Genomic DNA, 19,358 nt, shown 5'->3' with positions numbered 1-19,358 from the left:
GTGGTTCTCTAATGGAACAATCGCAAGATCGGCAGATCAGCCGTCAGGTCCTCAGCCTATCTTGGCCCATCTTACTTGAGGTCACCTTTACCTCCTTGTTCGGGATGGTTAATATGGTGGTCTTGGGCCAGTATGCGGGCGGACTCTATCCGGTCGATGTCAATGTAACGGCTGTGGGACTGTCCAACCAACCCTTCTTCTTTATCCTTGCTGTCGTGCAGGCGCTAGGGGTAGGGGGGACAACCTTAATTGCCCGTGCCTATGGCGCTAAGGAGCTCCATCGACTGGGTCGTATTCTTAAGCATAACCTCATGTTGGGGTTGGCCTTATCGACCTTCTTCGTAGCCTCTGTCCTAATTTTCCAGAAAGCCATGATGGATTTTTTGGGAGCAGATGCCCTGACTCAAGAAGCGGGGTTAATCTACTATCGCTTGGTCATGATTGGCCTCTGGTTTAACTGTTTGGCGGCCCTCCTATCGTCTTCTATTCGAGGGGTAGGGGAGACTCAAATCCCGATGCGGATTAACGTCATAGCCAATGCCATTAATGTGACCTTGGCCTTTAGTTTGGTCAATGGTTATTTTGGACTACCAGAACTGGGCATTACAGGAGCGGGGATTGCGACCTTGGTGGCCAATGTCTGCTCGGGCTTAGGTTTGCTCTTTTATATTTCTAGTGGCCGGTCAGCCATCCAGGTTGATTGGTTCAAGGATTGGAAATTGGAAGCCAGCACTTTTGCTGCTATTTTCCGCTTTGGGATTCCGTCGGCGGGAGAACAAGTCCTGCTACGGTCTAGTTTGATTCTTTACACTAAGATTGTGGCTTCACTGGGAACGGTCGTCATGGCAGCCCATCAAATTGCCCTTAATATCTTATCTTTCTCCATTACGCCGGGTATGGCCTTGGGGATTGCGGCCTCTACCCTAGTAGGCCAATCCTTAGGAGCGCGTGATGTGGCCTTAGCCGATGCCTATGGCCGTAAGACTGCCAGATTTGGCCTCTACTTTGGCTTAGCCATGAGTGCCGTCTTCTTTCTAGGACGGGATGTCTTGGGCCAGATTTACACCCAACAAGCGGATGTTGTTAGCTTGGTCGCGATTCCACTTATCTGTATGGCGATACTCACGCCTTTCCAATTGGTTCAATTAGTTCAAGTGGGGGCCTTGCGTGGGGTGGGGGATACCCTCTTTCCTATGCTGTCCACGGGCTTCTCGGTCTTCTGTATCCGGGTCTGCCTGTCCTATATCTTGGTCAACTATGCCAACTGGGGTTTGGCAGGTGCTTGGATAGCCGTAATTGGCGACCAAACAATTCGCTCCTTCCTCATTACCTGGCGCTATCGTCAAGGCAAATGGAAAACAATTCAAGTCTAAAAAAATAGAAAGGATGGACACCATGATTCGAGTTGGCACCATCGGGACCTCTCAGATTACAGAGCGCTTCTTAGAAGCCCTCAGTCTGCTACCAGAGGTTTATGAGCTCCACGGCGTCTATTCACGCCAAAAAAACAAGGCTAAGGATTTAGCCCAGCGCTTTGGTGCGACCTATTACTGTGATGATTTGGCTGAATTCTGGGCAGACCCTGAGCTAGATTTGGTATATATAGCCAGTCCCAATGGGGCCCATTTTGAACAGACCAAACGTGCCATCCAAGCTGGCAAACATGTCATGGTTGAAAAGCCCATGTTTGCTAATGTGGATCAGTGGCAGGAGGCCCATACCTTGGCCCGAGCCCATGGCGTCTTATTATTTGAGGCGGTCCTCCACATCCACAACCCTAACTATAAACGGCTTAAGCAACTGGTGGCCAACAAGCGCCAAGATGCTAAGCAGCCTTTCCTAGGGGCTAATTTTATTCTAGGACAGTACTCTAGCCGCTATCCGGCCTATTTGGATAGTCAGGCTCAGGGCTTGGAGGCTCCTAATATCTTCAATCCGGCTATGGCAGGAGGTAGCTTGATGGACTTGGGGATTTATCCCCTTTATGTCATTGTGGATCTCTTCGGTATGCCTCAGCGCCTTAAGTATTCAGCTGTTCAAGGAGCCAATGGGGTGGACCTCTTTGGTAATGCTATTCTCTATTATGACCAGTTTCAGGTCAGTCTCCTAGTTTCTAAGGCGGTACATTCCACACAAGCCAGTGAAATCTATCTGGATAATGAGGTCATCGCCATTCAGGATATTACCCGTATTCAGACGGTCAGCCTGGCCAATAGCCAGGGGCAGACAGCAGTCATCAGTCAATATCAGCCTAAGCACGATACGGTGGGAGAACTCGAAGCCTTCGGCCAAGTCTTGCGAGGCTATCGGGGCCTAGAAGAAAAGAGTCCAGCTAATGAACTTTATCGCCACTGGACCCTCTTAAGTTATCAGGTGGCCCAAGTCATGCAAGCCATGCGACAATCGGCCCAACTCGCCTTTCCTTTTGAGGGAGAGGCCTATCAAGAAAGTGAGGTAAGCCTCTGATGTCAGAGACTCTAGAACTTGCTCCAGCCCTTGCCCAGGAATGGCAGGCTGCGGGCTATCAACAAGCCACCGCGATTCAAAATCTAATTATGGGACCTTTAGCGCAAGGCCAATCCCTGGTGGCTATTTCGCCTACGGGGAGTGGTAAGACCTTGGCCTATCTCTTGCCAGTCTTAGGACAACTGCAAGCAGGGCAGGGGCTACAGGCCTTGATTTTGGCGCCATCACAAGAGCTGGCCAAGCAAATTGCTGGCGTGGCCCAAACTTGGGGACGTCATTTAGATTTAAAAGTCCAATTAGTGGTAGGGGGCGCCAACTTTAAGCGTCAGCAGGAAGCCCTTAAGGCTAAGCCAGAAATTATCGTGGCAACGCCAGGTCGTTTCCTAGAATTAGCCAACCAAACCCGTAAACTTAAGGTTCATCAGGTCCGTTACTTGATTTTAGATGAGGCAGATTATTTACTGCAAGCCGAGCATGAAGGGGCCCTTCATCAGATTAGAAAGTCCCTTATGCGAGATGTGACAGTAGCTTGGATTAGTGCTACCTATGGTCAGCCTTTGGTTGACTTGGTGGCATCTGGCATTCCCCTCTATCAGGTAGAGAGCGACCAGGTCAGCCAGTCTGGGCAAGTGGACCATGTCTATGTCTTGACGCATGACCGACAAAAGGTCCAACAACTCAAGCGTCTAGCCCAAGTTGCAGATATGCAGGCCTTGGTCTTCTTCGAACAGGTGCATGACCTAGAAACGGTGGCGGCTAAATTAGTCTTTCAAGGCATTAAGGTAGCAGTCATGCATGGCCAACTGTCCAAGCAAGAGCGCGAGCGTGCCTTCCGCCTAGTCCAGCAGGGCAAGGTGACTTACTTGCTGACTACCGATATGGCGGCGCGGGGCTTAGATATCCCTAACCTGCCTTATATCATCCACTACAACCGAGTGGAGAGCCTGGATACCTATGTTCACCGCTCAGGCCGCACAGGTCGTATGGGTAAATCCGGTACAGTTCTGTCTTTAGTTAATGAACAGGAATTACGCGATCTAGAAAGGCTCTTAGCAGCCAGCCCTTACCAACTATCAGAGCGTATTACCTTCAAAGGCCAATTAGTAGGGCCCCAAGAACGCTCTGGCCAGCAGGAAGCCCAAAGGCTAGAGGGCCCAAAGGCCAAGCCTAAGACTGGCGCTAAACCAGCCCGCAAAGCTAAGGCAGCTGCCGCGACCAAGCCTAAGAAGAAAAAAGACCGGCATCGCGACAGTAAGAACAAGGGTAAAAGAAAAGCAAAAGCATAGAAAGTGAGTGTGTAAGATGATTGGAGCAATTGAATTAGGCGGTACAAAATGTGTCTGCGCTGTCTTCGAAATGGATGGGACTTTGATTGAACGTTTGAGTGTCCCTACTGAGACACCATCTGAATCCATGCCAAGCATGATTAACTTCTTCAAGAAATATAATGGGATTAAGGCCTTTGGTTTTGGTTCTTTCGGTCCAATCGGGGCTAACCCTAATGGTAAGGACTACGGTTATATCACCAATACGCCTAAATTGCCATGGCAACATTTTGATTTCTTGGGTGCTTTCAAGAAGGAATTTGATGTGCCAATGGCTTGGACCACTGACGTCAATGCAGCAGCCTACGGGGAAATGAAGCAAGGGGCAGCACGTGGCGTAGAAAACTGCATGTATATCACCATCGGGACCGGTGTGGGTGCTGGGGTTGTAGTCGGGGGTAAGATTATTAGCGGTTTTGCCCATCCTGAAGCAGGTCACATCAGCCTCAAACGTCATCCAGAGGACCACTATGAAGGTAAATGTCCTTTCCACCACGACTGCTTAGAAGGCATGGCTGCTGGGCCAGCGATTGAAGCACGTTGGGGCAAGAAGGGGATTGAACTCAGCAATGAGATGGAAGTATGGAACTTAGAAGCCTACTACATTGCTCAAGCACTTTACAACTACTATTTGATTTTGAGTACTGAACGCTTTATCTTGGGTGGCGGGGTCATGAAGCAACGCCAACTCTTCCCAATGATTCGCGAACATTTGGTAGCTCTTAACAAGAACTATGTGACCTTGCCAGAATTAGAAGGTTTCATCGTGCCACCTGCTTTGGAAGATAATGCCGGCATTACCGGCTGTTACGAATTGGCTAAGGAACTCTTAGAAGCCAAGTAAAGCACTTAAGACATAAAAAGCTAGGACTTGAGGTCCTAGCTTTTTATTATTTATTATCTTGATCTTGGTCAGAAGAATCTTGTGACGGCTGGTCATCTTGAGGTGTGTGATCTTGAGGATTGACATCTGCCAATTCATCTCCATCTTCACCTTGGGCATGACGCTCTTGTCTAGCTTCTTGGATTAAGGACATGAAACGTTCGTTCATTTCCTCAGGACTTAGCTTATTGGCATCTTCTTGTAAGTCCTGCATTCCTTCCTTGAAGGCTTGGCTATTGAAGGCCGAGAAGAGACTCATCATAAAACGCTGTTGGGCGTAATAAATGAAGGCCACTGTATAGAGGGCCAAGAAGACAAAGAAGACAAAGCCTAGAGGCATAATGATTTGTAAGAGGCCATAGATAAGGAAGGGAACAAAGGTCACTTGAATCACTAGGCGCATAGTTTGGCTAAAGAGTTTGAAGGACTTGGACCGTAGGGTAGTGAAGTGAGCCAAGTAAGAAATAAGTAGGACTATAAACCAATAGAGTAACCAGGAGATAATCCAAGCCACAATGGCAAGGGACAAATAAAAGATCCAGCGGTAATTTTCAATGGAGTTTAAAGTTTGGCTGGCGACTTGCTTGTTAAAGTTGGCATTGTAAAGGTCCGTGATTTGCATCATACGACCGGCTATTTGGCCGAAAGCGCGATCCTTGAAGAGGAAGAAGCTAGCCATGGACTTAGTGGACAGGCGGCTAGCAATGTCCGTTGGGATAGTAGGTTGGTCTTGGGGCCCGCTAACAGTTACGGTATCGTCGACAACCAATTGGAAAGATTGAGATTGGAAGTAGACAGGCTTTTGGTCTTGGGCGAGCTCTAGCTTACCGTCGACAATATGGAAATCGGGTAGGTTAGATGAGCTGGCTTTGACATCGTCAAAGAGTTGATTGAGTGGCTTGAGGGTCACCAGGACAGAGGTGACAGTTAGCCAGAGAATAATCAGCCGGCTAAGACGACGGAAGAATTTAAAGGGCACCTTGGAAAGCCCGAAGATTTGTTGGGGCATTCGCAAGGAAGAAAAGATAATGGCAATTAATTGTTTCAATGTGGTCATCCTTTATATTAATCTAGAAATTGCTTTATACAGGCTTAGTTTACCGAAAGCCACACCATATTGCAAGCCAAGCTACCTGAAGGGGCCTAGGACTAAGGATGTTTGTAAAATAATTTCAAGAAAGGCTTTACAAATACGATAAGCCTGTGGTATCCTAGAAAAGTAAGAAAAAATGAAAGAAAGGAGTATGTGTCATGATCTTAGTAGCTAAAACCAAACAAGCTAAACAACACCCACTCCTTTTAGACGTCATGCTATAAAGTGCCTTACTAGGCCTTGTAGCCAAGAATATAAAATACTATAAGACGCTAAGTTGGAGTGGCAAGGACCAGGACTAGATTCTGTGCCTTGTACTGTCCATCTTAGGGTCTTTTTTGTGCGTCTATTAGGGGATTTTACCTATCTATCTGTCTAAATTAAGGGGGATTTTTATGTTAGCTGCCATGTGGCAATTTATTAAACGTTATCCGATGACTTACCTGATTATTCTGCTTTCCATCATTGCCAACTATATCTTGTGGGTCATTCCTACGCGCGTGACTCAGGCCATTATTGATGCCATGGCCGACCACTCGTTGACGGGTCAGAGCCTGGCACTCTTCGTTGGTATTATCCTGGTGGTGGCAGTAGCTCAATATACATCTGAATACCTATGGATGAGTCGACTCTTTAGTCAATCGGCTTTCTATATTAAGGAAGTCAAGCTCAATCTCTACCAGAAGATCATCAGCATGCGAATTCAATTTTTTGAGAAGTTCCGTTCAGGCGACATGATGACTCGCTTCACTTCTGATGTCAAAGTCATTGAGGAGTTCATGGGTTATGGTATTATGAGCTTTATGTTATCAGCAGGGACTTACTTCATTATTATTCCCATTATGCTGTCTATTTCTTGGAAGGTGACGCTTCTATCCATTATCCCATCCAGTCTCATTATCTTACCCTTTATTTTCTTAACCAGGAAACAAGATGAGGCTGTCACGCAACAACGTGATGCAGTTGCCGCTCTCAGTAATGAAGTCTTGGAGGTAATAGAGGGCATTCGCGTCACACGTGCTTATGGCAATAAGCAAGAGGCTAGTCAAGGCTTCAGAGCTAAGACACGGGACTTAGCAAGTAAGGCTGACCGCATAATGTACTATCAGGCAGCTTTTGGTCGCCTATCGATTACCATTATGTCCTTGACTGCTGCCCTAGTTATTGGTGTAGGGGGACTGGAAATGGCGGCTGGGCATTTGACCTTGGGTCAGATCATTGCGCTACAACTTTATTCTGTCTCACTGGCTGAGCCACTTTGGTCTTTAACGGACTTAGTGGTGATCTATCAAGATGCTAAGGTCAGCCACGGTAAGATTCAGGAGTTGTTGCAAGAGGACGATGACATGGATAATCATGGTCGTCAGCCCCTAAGGGACTTAGAGGAAATAGCCCTAGCGGATTATAGTTTCCGTTATCAGGGCGCCCATCAAGATAGCTTAAGCCATATTAATCTGCGTCTTAAGAAAGGCCAAACCCTTGGGATTGTCGGTAAGACAGGGAGTGGTAAGACGACTTTGGTCCGCCAATTCCTACGCCAGTATCCCGTTGGCCAGGGTGATTTTCAAGTCAATGATCGACCTATTAGCGATTATATCCGTCACGATATTGAGAGCCTAATTGGCTATGTGCCCCAAGAACATTTACTCTTTTCCCGTTCTGTCCGAGAGAATATCCTCTTTGGTAAACCGACTGCAAGTCAGAAGCAAGTGGATGTTGCGGTTGCGATTGCGGCCTTTAGCCAAGACTTAGAACGTATGTCGGATGGCTATGATACCCTGATTGGGGAGAAGGGGGTGGCTATCTCGGGCGGTCAGAAACAACGCATTTCCATTGCCCGCGCTATGATCAAGGAACCAGAGCTCCTCATCTTAGACGATGCCTTATCGGCAGTTGATGCGAGGACCGAACGTATTATTATTGAAAATATCCAAACCCTACGAGCGGGTAAGACTAATATTATTACGAGCCATCGTCTGTCTGCCGTGGAGCATGCCGATTGGATTATCGTCTTGGATCAAGGCAGTATCGTAGAAGAGGGGCGCGCAGCAGACCTCATGGCCTTAGGTGGTTGGTATGCTGAACAAGCATGGCGCCAACGCTTAAGTGAAGAAGACAAAGAAGAGGAGGTGATGGTATGAATATCCCATTAAGATTGGCTAAATTTGTCAAAGAGGAATGGCGACTCTTTGTCCTAGGCCTAGTCCTTTTAGGCGGGGCTACCATCATCCAAAACTATGCGCCGCTAGAAATTCAAAAAGTCATTGACCAGGTGCTCACTCCTGTCGTCAGTCAAGCTAAGGAGTTGGACTTTCCTGCCTTAGTCAATCATCTAGGTCTTTATGTGGGGTTAATTGCTTTAGCTTCGATTATCGGCTATTTTGCTACTGTGATTTTGATGTCATGTGCCAACCGAGTTGTCGAGTTCATCCGTAATAAGGCCTTTGATGTTATGCAGAACCTGCCGGTTTCTTACTTTGATGACAAGCCAGCCGGTAAGATTTCCTCTCGCATTATTAATGACACAGAGACCCTAAGAAAAAACTTCTATGGGGGGATTATGTCCCAGGCCTTTCTCAATTTGGCTCAAGTGCTTATTATTTATGCCTTTATCTTCAGCATGAATTTCTACATTGGCTTGGCCCTCTTATTGCTTTTGCCACTCTTTTACTTCTGGTATGTCCTCTACAGCCGGCAGATGTCCCAGGCCATGAAGGTTTTCTTCGAAGCTCAGAGTGAGGTCAATTCCCAGGTCAATGAAACCATGAATGGTAGTGTTATGATTCAGCTCTCACACATTGAGCCTAGCTTCAAATCGCGTTTCCAAGCGGTGGTGGAGCAGATGTATCAGGCGGACCTAAAATGGATTCGCGTGGACTCCACGGTCTCTTGGAGCTTGGGTGAATTGCTTAATCGGTCCTTTGTTGCCTTAATTTTGGCTGTGGTGGGTTATCAATTCTTGAATCAGTCTCTGGCCATAACCGTCGGCCAGCTCTTTATCTATATTAACTACTTGGATCGTCTCTTCATGAACCTCAATAACTTTGTCCGTCAATTCTCCCAGATTCAACAATCGGTAGCAACCGGCCAACGGGTGCTAGAATTACTAGATGCGGAGCAGGAAGTGGAGCTAGACCGAGACTTGGTAGTGACTCAAGGTCAAGTCGAGTTCAAGCATGTTAATTTTGCCTATGTGGCGGGCCAACCTGTCTTGAAGGATTTGAATCTGCTAGCTCAACCAGGTCAGACCGTTGCACTGGTGGGACATACGGGGTCGGGTAAGAGTTCCATGATTAACCTCTTGTTCCGTTTTTATGATCCTCAAGAAGGTCAGATTCTCATTGATGGACAAGCCATTAGCGATTATTCCCGTGAAAGTGTCCGCAAGGAAATGGGGATTGTTCTTCAAGACCCTTATCTCTTCACCGGAACCATCGCTTCTAATGTGACCATGGGGAATGAGACCATTGATGATGCGGCCGTCTGGCAAGCCCTTGAACGGGTTGGGGCCAAGGATATGGTCAGCCGCCTGCCTCAAGGGATTCAGGCTCCTGTCTTTGAAAAAGGGGCTACCTATTCCAGTGGCGAACGCCAACTGATTAGTTTTGCCCGGACCTTGGCAGCGGATCCTAAGATTTTGATTCTGGATGAGGCAACGTCTCATATCGATACAGAAACAGAGGAAATCATTCAACATGCCATGAAGGTCGTGAGCCAGGGACGGACCACCTTTATCATTGCCCACCGTCTGTCGACCATTCAAGATGCTGATTTAATTTTGGTCTTGCATGAAGGCCAGATTGTGGAACGTGGCAATCATCAAGCCTTGCTGGCCCAAGGCGGACGCTATGCTGAAATGTATCGTATGCAGTTGCAACAAGCAAATGGCTAGTAACGGTGAAAAGGAGGCTTACCATGAGTAACTTATATCTTAAGGAGATTAGTCCAGCTGATTATCCGGCACTAGCAGCCTATCGTCAGGCCTATCTAAATCTTAAATTAGTCGCCCATGGCTGTGGCGACCTTGAAAACTATGACGATATGGCAGCTTGGCATCAAAGACAAGTGGCCCTGACCAAACCTGAGACGCTTCCCGAGGGCTATGCGCCAGCCAAAATATGGTTAGTGATGGAGCCGACCACTCAGGATGGTGCCAGTGATCGCTTGGTTGGTCTAAGTAATTTGCGGCTTGAATTAACGGACTATTTACGTCAGTTCGGTGGTCATGTCGGTTACTCAATCGCGCCAGCTTGCTGGGGCCAGGGTTATGGCACCCAACTCTTGACCTTAACTCTAGATAAGGCTCGTCAAGAGGGGCTCCGGCGATTACTGATTACCTGTGACCAATCCAATCTGGGTTCAGCACGTGTTATTGAGAAGAATGGCGGGATTTTGGAAAATATGGTGACGGAACCAGACGGCAATCTCTTGTGTCGTTATTGGATTGACTTATAGCTGATAGAAAGCGGGAGCCTGTCTCCCGCTTTTTGAGCATTATAGAAGGGATTTTGGATCAAATGGTGTAGTATAGAAGGGTAGAGATTATGAGGAGGTATTTGCATGACTGCAAACTATGATTTAATTGTAATTGGTGGCGGTAGCGGCGGTGTGGCGACAGCCAATCGCGCGGCTATGTACGGCGCCAAGGTAGCCTTGATTGAAGGCAAACGCTTAGGAGGAACCTGTGTCAACGAAGGCTGTGTGCCTAAGAAAATCACCTGGTATGCGGCTCACATGGCCGATGTCATGAACCAAGTAGGGCCAGGCTATGGCTTCCAAGATGTTCACTATCAATTTAACTACCAGGAATTTGTTAAGGCTCGTGATACCTATGTGGCCAATGCCCGCGCTAGCTATGAGCGTGGTTTATTGAATAATGGCATTGATTACATCAAGGGTTATGCTAAATTCGTCGATAATCATACGGTTCAAGTTAACGGTCAAAACTATTCAGCTGCTTACTTTATGATTGCCACAGGTGGCCGTCCAGCGGTGCCGCAAGTGCCAGGCCACGAGCTCTTGGATACGTCTGATTCCTTCTTCGAATGGCAAGACCTGCCTCAATCAGTTGCCGTTGTGGGCGCAGGTTATATTGCTGTAGAGTTGGCCGGTGTCTTACATGCTTTGGGGGTAGAATCTCACTTAGTCGTCCGCTATGACCGCCCATTACGTAAATTTGACTCCATGCTTAGCCAAGCCTTGTTGGATACCATGGCAGAACATGGCCCAACTTTACACGCTCATACCCAGTTTGACGCCTATCGTCGTCGCCAGGATGGCAAGATTGAATGTTTGTCTCAAGGTCAAGTAGTCTTAGTAGTGGATCGGGTCATTGCAGCCATTGGTCGGGCCCTTAATTCCGACGCCCTAGGCTTGGAAAATACCGACATTCAAGTCAATGAACGTGGCATTATCCAAGTCAATGATCAACATCAGACAGCCGTCCCACATATTTATGCAGTAGGGGATGTAATCGGTCGCCCAGCCTTGACGCCAGTCGCTATCCGCGCTGGCCGTCACGTAGCAGAGTACCTCTTCAATGGGGCAGCCTCAGCTGCCATTGATTACAGCCAAATTCCAACAGTTGTCTTCTCCCACCCGGCCATCGCCACAGTGGGTTACACTCAAGAAGAAGCAGAAGCTAAATTCGGGGCAGACAACCTCAAAATCTACACTAGCCAGTTCAACTCCATGTATCAACGGGCTGCCGGGCTCAATGTTCCTTCTAAGTTTAAGTTGGTTTGCCAAGGCCCTGAAGAGAAGATTGTCGGCCTTCACGCCATTGGCGAAGGGGTAGACGAAATGTTGCAAGGCTTCGCGGTGGCCATTAAGATGGGGGCGACTAAGGCGGACTTCGATGCGACAATCGCTATTCACCCGACAGGTTCGGAAGAGTTTGTTACCATGCGTTAAGACTTGAGCTGGAGGCGAGATAATGGTAATATCTTTATTAGTTGGCGTCTTCCTGGGCTGGCTCATGGCCTTACTCTACCATGAGTTACCCGAAAGCAGAAGTCGCTTTATGGTAGCCGGCCTAATTGGTGCCTGGATTGGTAATTATTTTTGGTTCAAGCTAGGGCCTGCCATCTACGGATTTGCGCCGATCCCAAGTTTCTTGGGGGCAGGGCTCTTCCTAGGTCTAGCCTGGTTACTGGTTAATTTAACGGTCTCAAGCAAGCAATAAAGAGGTGTATCGATGGTTCAAACCCGCTTTTCTAAGTTTTTCCCACGTCAAGAGATAGTCCATAAGCAGGGGATTATTGAACCCCAGCGCATGATTCGTTATGCCCTTATCACCTCTGGCGCCCATGACCAAGTGGTTCGGACCCAACTCAACTATGCCTTTGTCAGTGAGACCCAATCTTGGATTGTTACTCAATACCGATTGGAGCTAGCGGATCGATATCAGGGTCAGGAAGACTTAAGAGTAGAGACCTTGCTCTGCGAAGCCAATCGTTTCTTCTGTAATCGTCGCTTTCGTTTCTATGAAGGGGACCGGCTGCTGGCCATTGTGGAAGCCCAATATGTCATCTTAGACTTGGATAAGCGCCGGATTGTGCGCTTACCAATTGAGTCTTTCCAAGAGGCCAATTTGGTCATAGCAGAAGAAGAGCCAGCTCATTTTGATCCGGTAAAATGGCAAGGGGACCAAGTTCAAGAAAGTAAGACGTCGCCTTTAGCTATTACGCCAGAGGTCATCGACGAAAATGGTCATGTTAACAATCTGGTCTACATTGGCTGGGCCCTAGACCAATTAGCTAGTCAAGCGCCATACTCTAGCTGTTATATCAAGTACGGCAGTGAGCTCCTGCCTAGCGACCAAGTGGAGATTCGAAGCCAGGTGGTCCCTTTGGGCGACCAGCAATGGGTGACCGACCATCAAATTTATAATCTAAGTAAGGATAAAGTTGCCTGCCTGGTTCAGTTTGTCTGGAACCAGCCAGTGGACTTAGCCTAAGAAGGAGTGTATCTAATCCATGATTACCTTAAAATCACCGCGTGAAATCGATGCTATGGCTAAGTCAGGCGAGATTTTGGCGGGCATTCATGTCCAGTTGCGTGACTTTATTAAACCAGGTCTAACGACAGCTCAAGTAGACAAGTTTGTTCAAGACAAGATTGAAGCTGCTGGGGCAGTAGCCGCTCAAATTGGCTATGAAGGTTATAAATACGCGACCTGTACCAGTGTTAATGACGAAATCTGCCATGGTTTCCCATCCAACTATGTGCTTAAGGACGGCGATATTGTCAAAGTAGACTTCTGTGTGGATTTGGCAGGGGCTATTTCAGATTCTTGCTGGACCTATGCAGTCGGTCAGGTCAGCCCTGAGAATCAAGCCCTTATGGAAGTGACCAAGGAAGCTCTCTATAAGGGGATTGAAGCGGCTCAAGTCGGCAATCGCATTGGGGATATCGGCCACGCTATTCAAACTTATGCTGAAGCTAAGGGTTACGGGGTAGTCCGTGACTTTATCGGCCACGGCATTGGTCCAACCATCCACGAAGAACCAGGTATCCCACATTACGGGACCAAGGGCAAGGGCTTGCGCCTCAAGGAAGGCATGACTATCACCATTGAGCCAATGATTACGACGGGCACTTGGCAAATGAAGATGGATAATAATGGTTGGACGGCACGTACCCGCGATGGGGGAAATTGTGCCCAGTATGAACATTCCTTAGTTATTACTAAGGAAGGACCACGTATTCTGACCCAACAAGTGCCTGAAGGATAACTTGCTGGTTTAGGGGCTTAATAGATAGTTGGAAAGAGGGGATTAATTTCCCCTCTTTTTTGCTTAGATAAGTCGGGCTCAATCATGAAATTTAAGGGAATTTATGCTATAATAGTGGGTGATGAACATTTTTACTAATTGATGAAGGAGGGGACCCTATGGCGCCGAAGAAAAAGACGACCACCAAGAAAAAAACAGGCTCAAGACCTGGTAAGAAGACCCAAGCAAGTCGTCAGCACCATGCCCTAAATCTCTCTGAACATACCACCTATTTGATTCTGGGAATTATGATAAGTTTTGTAGCTCTGCTAGGGCTCTTTCAATGGGGGGCGCTAGGCGCTCTGATTGTTAATGGCTTCCGACTGCTAGTTGGGGAGACCTATGCGCTACTACTAGCGCCCATCTTGGCCTTAGGCCTCTATATGCTAGTCAAAGGCCAACTCTTTGTGGTCCGGCTCCAGCATTTTCTAGGCGGTGCCATGACCTTGACGGCTCTAACTAGCCTACTGCATGTCAACCAATTTATCGGTCAGGAACCACTGCCACAATCTATATTCTCTATGACCTACCAGATTTTCCGCAATGAGATCCTGATGGGCCAAGTCCGCGTCCCAATGGGGGGCGGCATGCTGGGTGCCATGACCTATGCGACCTTTGGTTACCTCTTTGGTAAATGGGGCACCTACCTGCTGGTTGTCATCCTCTTCCTAGCAGGCTTCTCCCTCTTGCTCAATCTGCCATGGCAAGCTTGGCAGGGCTTGTTTGCTCGTATAAGGACAGGTATTCAAGGTCTCAGCCGGCGCCTCTTCCCTCCAAGTCAAGGGATCGAGGAAGAGCCAACTAATCAAGTTTCCTATTCAGAAGATGTCTGGGAAGCTGCACCACAAGTGCCAAGCAAGTCGTCTAGTCGTAAATTATCACTATCTGAGCGTTTCTTCGGCTTTGTCGAAGAGGAAGATCAGGAGCCGGAATTAGACGGTGCGGATTACAATCTACCTAATCGTCTCAGACGTCGACCAGTGGTTAACTGGGAAGGAGAGGAGCCTAGCAGAGCTCAGGCCCCTGTCTTAGATTTAGATTATCTAGAAGGCCAAGGCGCCCAAGAAGACACGGTGCCAATCGTTATAGCCAACGCGCATCAAGCGGAGGCGGACTGGGAATCAGAAGACAATGTCTTCGATATAGAGCCAGCTCCAGTATCAGATTTAGCGTCGGTTGAACCAGAACTTGAACCTAGCAAGCCACTAGCGCCAGCAGCAGATGCCGCTGCCGGCCATTGGCAGGCCCAAGCCCATGAACGAGCTGACTTAACGCGGGATGACTTGGACAGCCAATTAGATCAAATGGCGGAACAAGCAAGCCCTCAGGCGCCAGTGGCCGCTAAGAAAGCGCGGGCTCATAAACCTTATCAATTGCCTGGTAAGAACCTACTTAAGAAAATACCGCCTGTTGACCAGTCGGAAGAATACGCCCGTATTAATGAAAACATCGCCAAGTTAGAGCGGACCTTCGAGAGTTTCGGCGTTCAGGCTAAGGTAGTTAAGGCCAACTTAGGCCCGTCTGTTACCAAGTATGAAATTCAGCCAGCCATCGGGGTTAAGGTCAGCAAGATTGTCTCCTTATCTGATGATATTGCCTTAGCATTGGCGGCTCGCGATGTCCGCATGGAAGCCCCAATTCCGGGCAAGTCTTTGATTGGGATTGAAGTACCAAACACCCAGGTTAGTCCTGTTTCCTTCTGGGAAATCATTGATGCAGCTCTAGAAAGCAAGCACATTTTGGAAGTGCCACTAGGACGCGATATTTCAGGCGTGGTTTGTTTGGCTGATTTGAGCAAGATGCCGCACTTGCTGATTGCCGGGGCAACGGGTTCCGGTAAATCGGTAGGGATGAACGTCATCATCACCTCCTTGCTGATGAAGGCTAAGCCAGATGAGGTTAAATTCCTCATGATTGACCCTAAGAAGGTTGAATTAACCATGTACGATGGGGTGCCTCATTTGTTGGCGCCGGTGGTGACCAATCCACGTAAGGCCGCCCAAGCCCTCAACAAAGTGGTTCAGGAAATGGAACGACGTTATGAACTCTTTGCGGCGACGGGTGTGCGGAACATTGATGGTTATAATGAACAAGTAGACAACTATAACAAAGAGCAGGGGACTGGCTATGAAGCCATGCCTAAGATTGTAGTCTTCATTGACGAGTTGGCCGACCTCATGATGGTAGCCAGCAATGAAGTGGAATCGGCCATTATTCGTCTGGCTCAAATGGCGCGGGCGGCCGGCATCCACATGATAATTGCCACTCAACGGCCTTCTGTCGATGTCATTACCGGGATTATCAAGGCCAATGTGCCCTCCCGTTTGGCCTTTGCTGTTTCCTCAAGTATTGATTCCCGGACTATTTTGGATAGTAACGGGGCGGAAAAATTACTTGGTCGTGGGGACATGCTCTTCCAGCCTATGGGTAAGAACAAGCCTGTTCGGGTCCAAGGGGCCTATATCTCTGACTCTGAAGTTGAGAAGATTACGGAATTTGTTAAGAATCAACAGGAAGCAGAGTATGATGAAACCATGATGGTATCCGATGATGAGACTGGCGGAGCAGCGAGCGCCTCTGATGATGAATACTTTGGTGAGGCAGTTGAGCTGATTCGGGGTCTTGAGACCATCTCTATCTCGCAATTGCAACGTAAGTTCCGGATAGGTTACAACCGGGCTGCGCGTCTGATTGATGATTTAGAAGCCCAGGGCTTTATCGGGCCACAAGACGGGTCTAAACCTCGTCAAGTTTTTGTCCAAGCAGACTAATTTTCGGTTGAAAAGGGCGCCAAAGGGCGTATACTTAAGAGTGTGTAAGTCATAAGTTTAAGGGAGGATATGTCATGTCAAAAACTATTATCATAGGGGGTTCTTTTGCGGGCTTAAGCTGTGCGCTCCAAGCCAAGCAACTCTACCCAGACATGGAAGTGCAAGTCTTCGATAGCCAAGAAACAGTGGGTTTCATTCCAAGTGGGATGAACCTAGTCCTCAATCATGAGGTAGACCAATTAGAAGCGGCTAGCTTTATATCGGAAAAAGAAGTGCGCGCGGCTGGCGTCCAACTCTATCTAGGCCATCAAGTGGTTGAAGTCGACATGAAAGCCAAGTGGTTACGAGTTAAGGATAAGAAGACCCAAGTGATTAGAGATTATCCTTATGATCAACTGGTCTTGGCTATGGGCTCTAAGCAAACTGGGCACTTAGTGGCCCATCTAGACCATCCAGCTATTATTTCGACCAAGGACATTGGGTCTGCCCACCATGCCTTAGAGGTCCTAGAAGACGCTGGGCATGTGGTGGTAGTTGGTGGGGGGCAAATCGGGATTGAAGCCTGTGAAGCCCTAGTTAACTCTAATAAGCAAGTGACTTTGATTGAAGCCAATGATAGCCTAGCTGAACGTTATTTTGATGCTGATTTTGTTGAAGAAATCGAAGCCGCTATTGAAATCGTGGGTGTCGACCTGCGCGTTGGAAGCAAGGTAGCTGCTGTTGAAACCGACCCACTACGGGTTATCTTAGAAGATGGCGATGAAATCTATGCGGATGCCATCCTCATGGGGGTCAATCTCTTCCCTAATAGTAGTTTGGTTGCTGACCAAGTAGAGCTCAACCCAGACAAGACCATCTGGACCAGTCCTTACTTAGAGACCAGTGTGACCGATGTCTTTGCGGTAGGGGACCTAGTTCAAGTACCTTATGCTGACCAAGGTCGTGACTTTATTGCCTTGGTTAACAATGCCATTCGTTCCGGCCAGATTGCAGCCTTTAACCTCAAGGAAAATCGCGTTAAGCAAGCGACTTCTCTTCGTGTCATTGGTTCACGTATCTTCAGCCAATATGTGGTCAGTGTGGCTAAGACTGAACATGAAGCTAATGGGACTAGTGCTCAACCAGCTCAGACTGTTACGGTTACAGCCGACTACTCCCTAACTGATTCAACGCCTGTCTATCTCAAGCTGATTACAGAAGCGGAGACAGGGCGCATTCTGGGGGCAAAAATGCGTTCAGAATCTAATATCCTATCCTACGCTGACACGCTGGCCTTGGCAATTGGACAAGGTCTAACAGACCAAGAATTAGCCTTCCAAGACCGTCTCTACTATCCATTAGAGACCGTGGCTAACCCAATTATTTACCGCGCTGCCTTGGAATCTTATGCCCAACGGGTAGCAAAATAAGCAAATGCAAGAAAGAGGTGACCTATGACTAGGCCAACCATTGACAGTCTCGAGCTAGCGCCTTTTATTAAGGAGGCACTCGGGCAACTGGGGTTTTCCCGCCTAACGCCTGTGCAAGAGGCAGTCATTCCCTATGCCCTCAAAGGGCGCAACCTGATTGTCCAATCGCAAACGGGCTCAGGTAAGTCTCATAGTTTTTTGATTCCTATCTTCCAGCAACTAGACCCTAGCTTGGACCAAGTCCAAGTGGTGATTACGGCGCCTAGCCGAGAATTAGCGACACAACTCTACCAAGCAGCTAAGCAACTGGCTAGCACAAGTCCAGAGCCTTTGCGGATTGTTCATTACATGGGCGGGACTGATAAGCAACGTCAAGTGGACAAGTTGCAGGCGGGCCAACCCCAAGTCGTGATTGGGACACCTGGCCGTATCTATGACTTGATGGCAAGCCATGCCCTCCATGTTCAGACAGCCAAAATTATGGTGGTGGATGAAGCCGATATGACCATGGACCTAGGTTTCCTGCAAGTGGTCGACGACATTGCCTCTCGTATGCCAGAAGAGTTGCAGTTAATGGTCTTCTCGGCGACCATTCCTCAGCAGCTTGAGGTCTTCCTCAACAAGTATGTGACCAACCCTGAATTCATCCAGATTGAGCCTCAGGAGGTCTTAGCCAGCAAGATAGATAACTACTTGATTAATACTAAAGGGCGGGATCGCTCGGCCTTGGTCTACGATCTCTTAACCATGGGCCATCCTTTCCTAGCCTTGGTCTTCTGTAATACTAAGAAGTATGCAGCAGAATTGACCCAATACCTCAAAGAACGTGGCCTCAAGGTGGCCTCCATTCACGGGGATTTAACGCCACGAGAACGCAAACGGGTCATGCGTCAAATCAAGGACTTAGAATTCCAATTTGTCGTCGCTTCTGACCTAGCTGCGCGCGGTATTGATATTCCGGGTATTTCCATGGTTATTAACACGGAATTACCTAAGGAGCTAGAGTTCTTTGTTCACCGGGTAGGGCGGACAGGCCGTAATCAGCTGGCTGGGACAGCCTATACCTTCATGACACCGGATGACGACCGGGCTATCGTGGAATTAGAAGCCAAGGGCATTGAATTCCAACAGGTGGACTTAGTGAAGGGGGAAATCCGACCTGTCCAATCACGTCATCGCCGTGTAGAGCGGACGGATACCAAGCAGGATAAGGAAGATCCAACCGTACGGGCCATGATTAACCGTAACAAGAAGAAGAAGGTTAAGCCTGGCTACAAACGTAAGCTCAATTACCAAATTAAGGAGCACCGTCAGAAGGAAGCCCGTAAACAGAAAAGGGCAGAACGGCGCCAAGCGCGTAAAGCTTAGCTAATAATCTGAGAGACTAACAATTGTTAGTCTCTTTTTTGTATGTGATTTGACGATTGACTAACATATGTATGAATCATTATTGTGATAATAAGGGACTTTTGCTTAATTTTAAAAGTTTGAAAGCTGATGAATCATCCTATGTAAGGGAATTTCGAACTTTTTATTGGTTTGTGAAAGGCTGCTATCGGCGCTTGTCTATTCAAATATCATAGCCCAGAGTTGAAATTTCTTTTCAATCATTTTGCCTATTGCATTCTCTTTCCTT

At 47.9% G+C, this 19,358-nt stretch carries 15 protein-coding genes; 14 read left to right on the top strand and 1 reads right to left on the bottom strand.

Annotated features, from left to right (window positions below):
* Positions 1 to 11 precede the first annotated feature (11 nt).
* From ACO53F_RS03360 to ACO53F_RS03345, 4 genes are read left to right on the top strand one after another with little or no spacing between them, the layout of a single operon-like run.
* Positions 12 to 1,373, top strand: coding sequence for an MATE family efflux transporter (locus ACO53F_RS03360; RefSeq protein ID WP_485137305.1), 1,362 nt, complete (start codon positions 12 to 14; stop codon positions 1,371 to 1,373).
* A 22-nt stretch (positions 1,374 to 1,395) separates the two neighbouring features.
* Complete coding sequence (locus tag ACO53F_RS03355) at positions 1,396 to 2,466, top strand: Gfo/Idh/MocA family protein (RefSeq protein WP_485137304.1); 1,071 nt, start codon at positions 1,396 to 1,398, stop codon at positions 2,464 to 2,466.
* Positions 2,466 to 3,752, top strand: a complete 1,287-nt coding sequence (locus tag ACO53F_RS03350) for a DEAD/DEAH box helicase (RefSeq protein ID WP_485137303.1) — start codon at positions 2,466 to 2,468, stop codon at positions 3,750 to 3,752. The genes ACO53F_RS03355 and ACO53F_RS03350 overlap by 1 nt, the downstream gene beginning before the upstream one ends.
* Before the next feature lie 16 nt (positions 3,753 to 3,768).
* The gene (locus tag ACO53F_RS03345) at positions 3,769 to 4,635 is read left to right on the top strand and encodes an ROK family protein (protein ID WP_485137302.1); all 867 of its coding nucleotides are present in this window, start codon (positions 3,769 to 3,771) and stop codon (positions 4,633 to 4,635) included.
* Positions 4,636 to 4,681: 46 nt separating this feature from the next.
* Here ACO53F_RS03345 and ACO53F_RS03340 read toward each other — a convergent pair whose 3' ends face one another.
* Positions 4,682 to 5,722 (bottom strand): DUF1189 family protein, encoded by a 1,041-nt coding sequence (locus tag ACO53F_RS03340; RefSeq protein WP_485137301.1) that lies wholly within the window; start codon positions 5,720 to 5,722, stop codon positions 4,682 to 4,684.
* A 440-nt stretch (positions 5,723 to 6,162) separates the two neighbouring features.
* Here ACO53F_RS03340 and ACO53F_RS03335 point away from each other — a divergent pair, with 440 nt between their 5' ends.
* The 10 genes from ACO53F_RS03335 to ACO53F_RS03290 all read left to right on the top strand — a co-directional run bounded on the left by ACO53F_RS03335 (position 6,163) and on the right by ACO53F_RS03290 (position 19,090).
* The gene (locus ACO53F_RS03335) at positions 6,163 to 7,908 is read left to right on the top strand and encodes an ABC transporter ATP-binding protein (RefSeq protein WP_485137300.1); all 1,746 of its coding nucleotides are present in this window, start codon (positions 6,163 to 6,165) and stop codon (positions 7,906 to 7,908) included.
* Positions 7,905 to 9,659: an ABC transporter ATP-binding protein gene (locus ACO53F_RS03330; RefSeq protein WP_485137299.1), complete on the top strand. Its 1,755-nt coding sequence runs from the start codon at positions 7,905 to 7,907 to the stop codon at positions 9,657 to 9,659. Before ACO53F_RS03335 ends, ACO53F_RS03330 begins: the two co-directional genes overlap by 4 nt.
* A gap of 23 nt (positions 9,660 to 9,682) precedes the next feature.
* Complete coding sequence (locus tag ACO53F_RS03325) at positions 9,683 to 10,222, top strand: GNAT family N-acetyltransferase (RefSeq protein WP_485137298.1); 540 nt, start codon at positions 9,683 to 9,685, stop codon at positions 10,220 to 10,222.
* Positions 10,223 to 10,327: 105 nt separating this feature from the next.
* The gene (gorA, locus tag ACO53F_RS03320; protein WP_485137297.1) at positions 10,328 to 11,680 is read left to right on the top strand and encodes a glutathione-disulfide reductase; all 1,353 of its coding nucleotides are present in this window, start codon (positions 10,328 to 10,330) and stop codon (positions 11,678 to 11,680) included.
* Between the two features lie 22 nt (positions 11,681 to 11,702).
* Positions 11,703 to 11,951: a hypothetical protein gene (locus ACO53F_RS03315; RefSeq protein WP_023391973.1), complete on the top strand. Its 249-nt coding sequence runs from the start codon at positions 11,703 to 11,705 to the stop codon at positions 11,949 to 11,951.
* Between the two features lie 12 nt (positions 11,952 to 11,963).
* Positions 11,964 to 12,725, top strand: a complete 762-nt coding sequence (locus tag ACO53F_RS03310) for an acyl-ACP thioesterase domain-containing protein (protein ID WP_485137296.1) — start codon at positions 11,964 to 11,966, stop codon at positions 12,723 to 12,725.
* A 19-nt stretch (positions 12,726 to 12,744) separates the two neighbouring features.
* Positions 12,745 to 13,503 carry a type I methionyl aminopeptidase gene (gene map, locus ACO53F_RS03305; RefSeq protein WP_070755060.1) on the top strand — a complete coding sequence of 253 codons (759 nt, stop codon included), beginning with the start codon at positions 12,745 to 12,747 and terminating at the stop codon, positions 13,501 to 13,503.
* A 158-nt stretch (positions 13,504 to 13,661) separates the two neighbouring features.
* On the top strand, positions 13,662 to 16,313 hold the full coding sequence (locus tag ACO53F_RS03300; RefSeq protein ID WP_485137295.1) for an FtsK/SpoIIIE family DNA translocase: 2,652 nt from the start codon (positions 13,662 to 13,664) through the stop codon (positions 16,311 to 16,313).
* A 74-nt stretch (positions 16,314 to 16,387) separates the two neighbouring features.
* Positions 16,388 to 17,722 (top strand): FAD-dependent oxidoreductase, encoded by a 1,335-nt coding sequence (locus ACO53F_RS03295; protein WP_485137294.1) that lies wholly within the window; start codon positions 16,388 to 16,390, stop codon positions 17,720 to 17,722.
* A 24-nt stretch (positions 17,723 to 17,746) separates the two neighbouring features.
* Positions 17,747 to 19,090, top strand: a complete 1,344-nt coding sequence (locus ACO53F_RS03290; RefSeq protein WP_485137293.1) for a DEAD/DEAH box helicase — start codon at positions 17,747 to 17,749, stop codon at positions 19,088 to 19,090.
* Positions 19,091 to 19,358: the final 268 nt, after the last annotated feature.

Source organism: Abiotrophia sp. (genome assembly GCF_057275535.1).
Note: the sequence above shows the minus strand (reverse complement) of the source record. Positions and strands in the feature narration are given on the sequence as shown.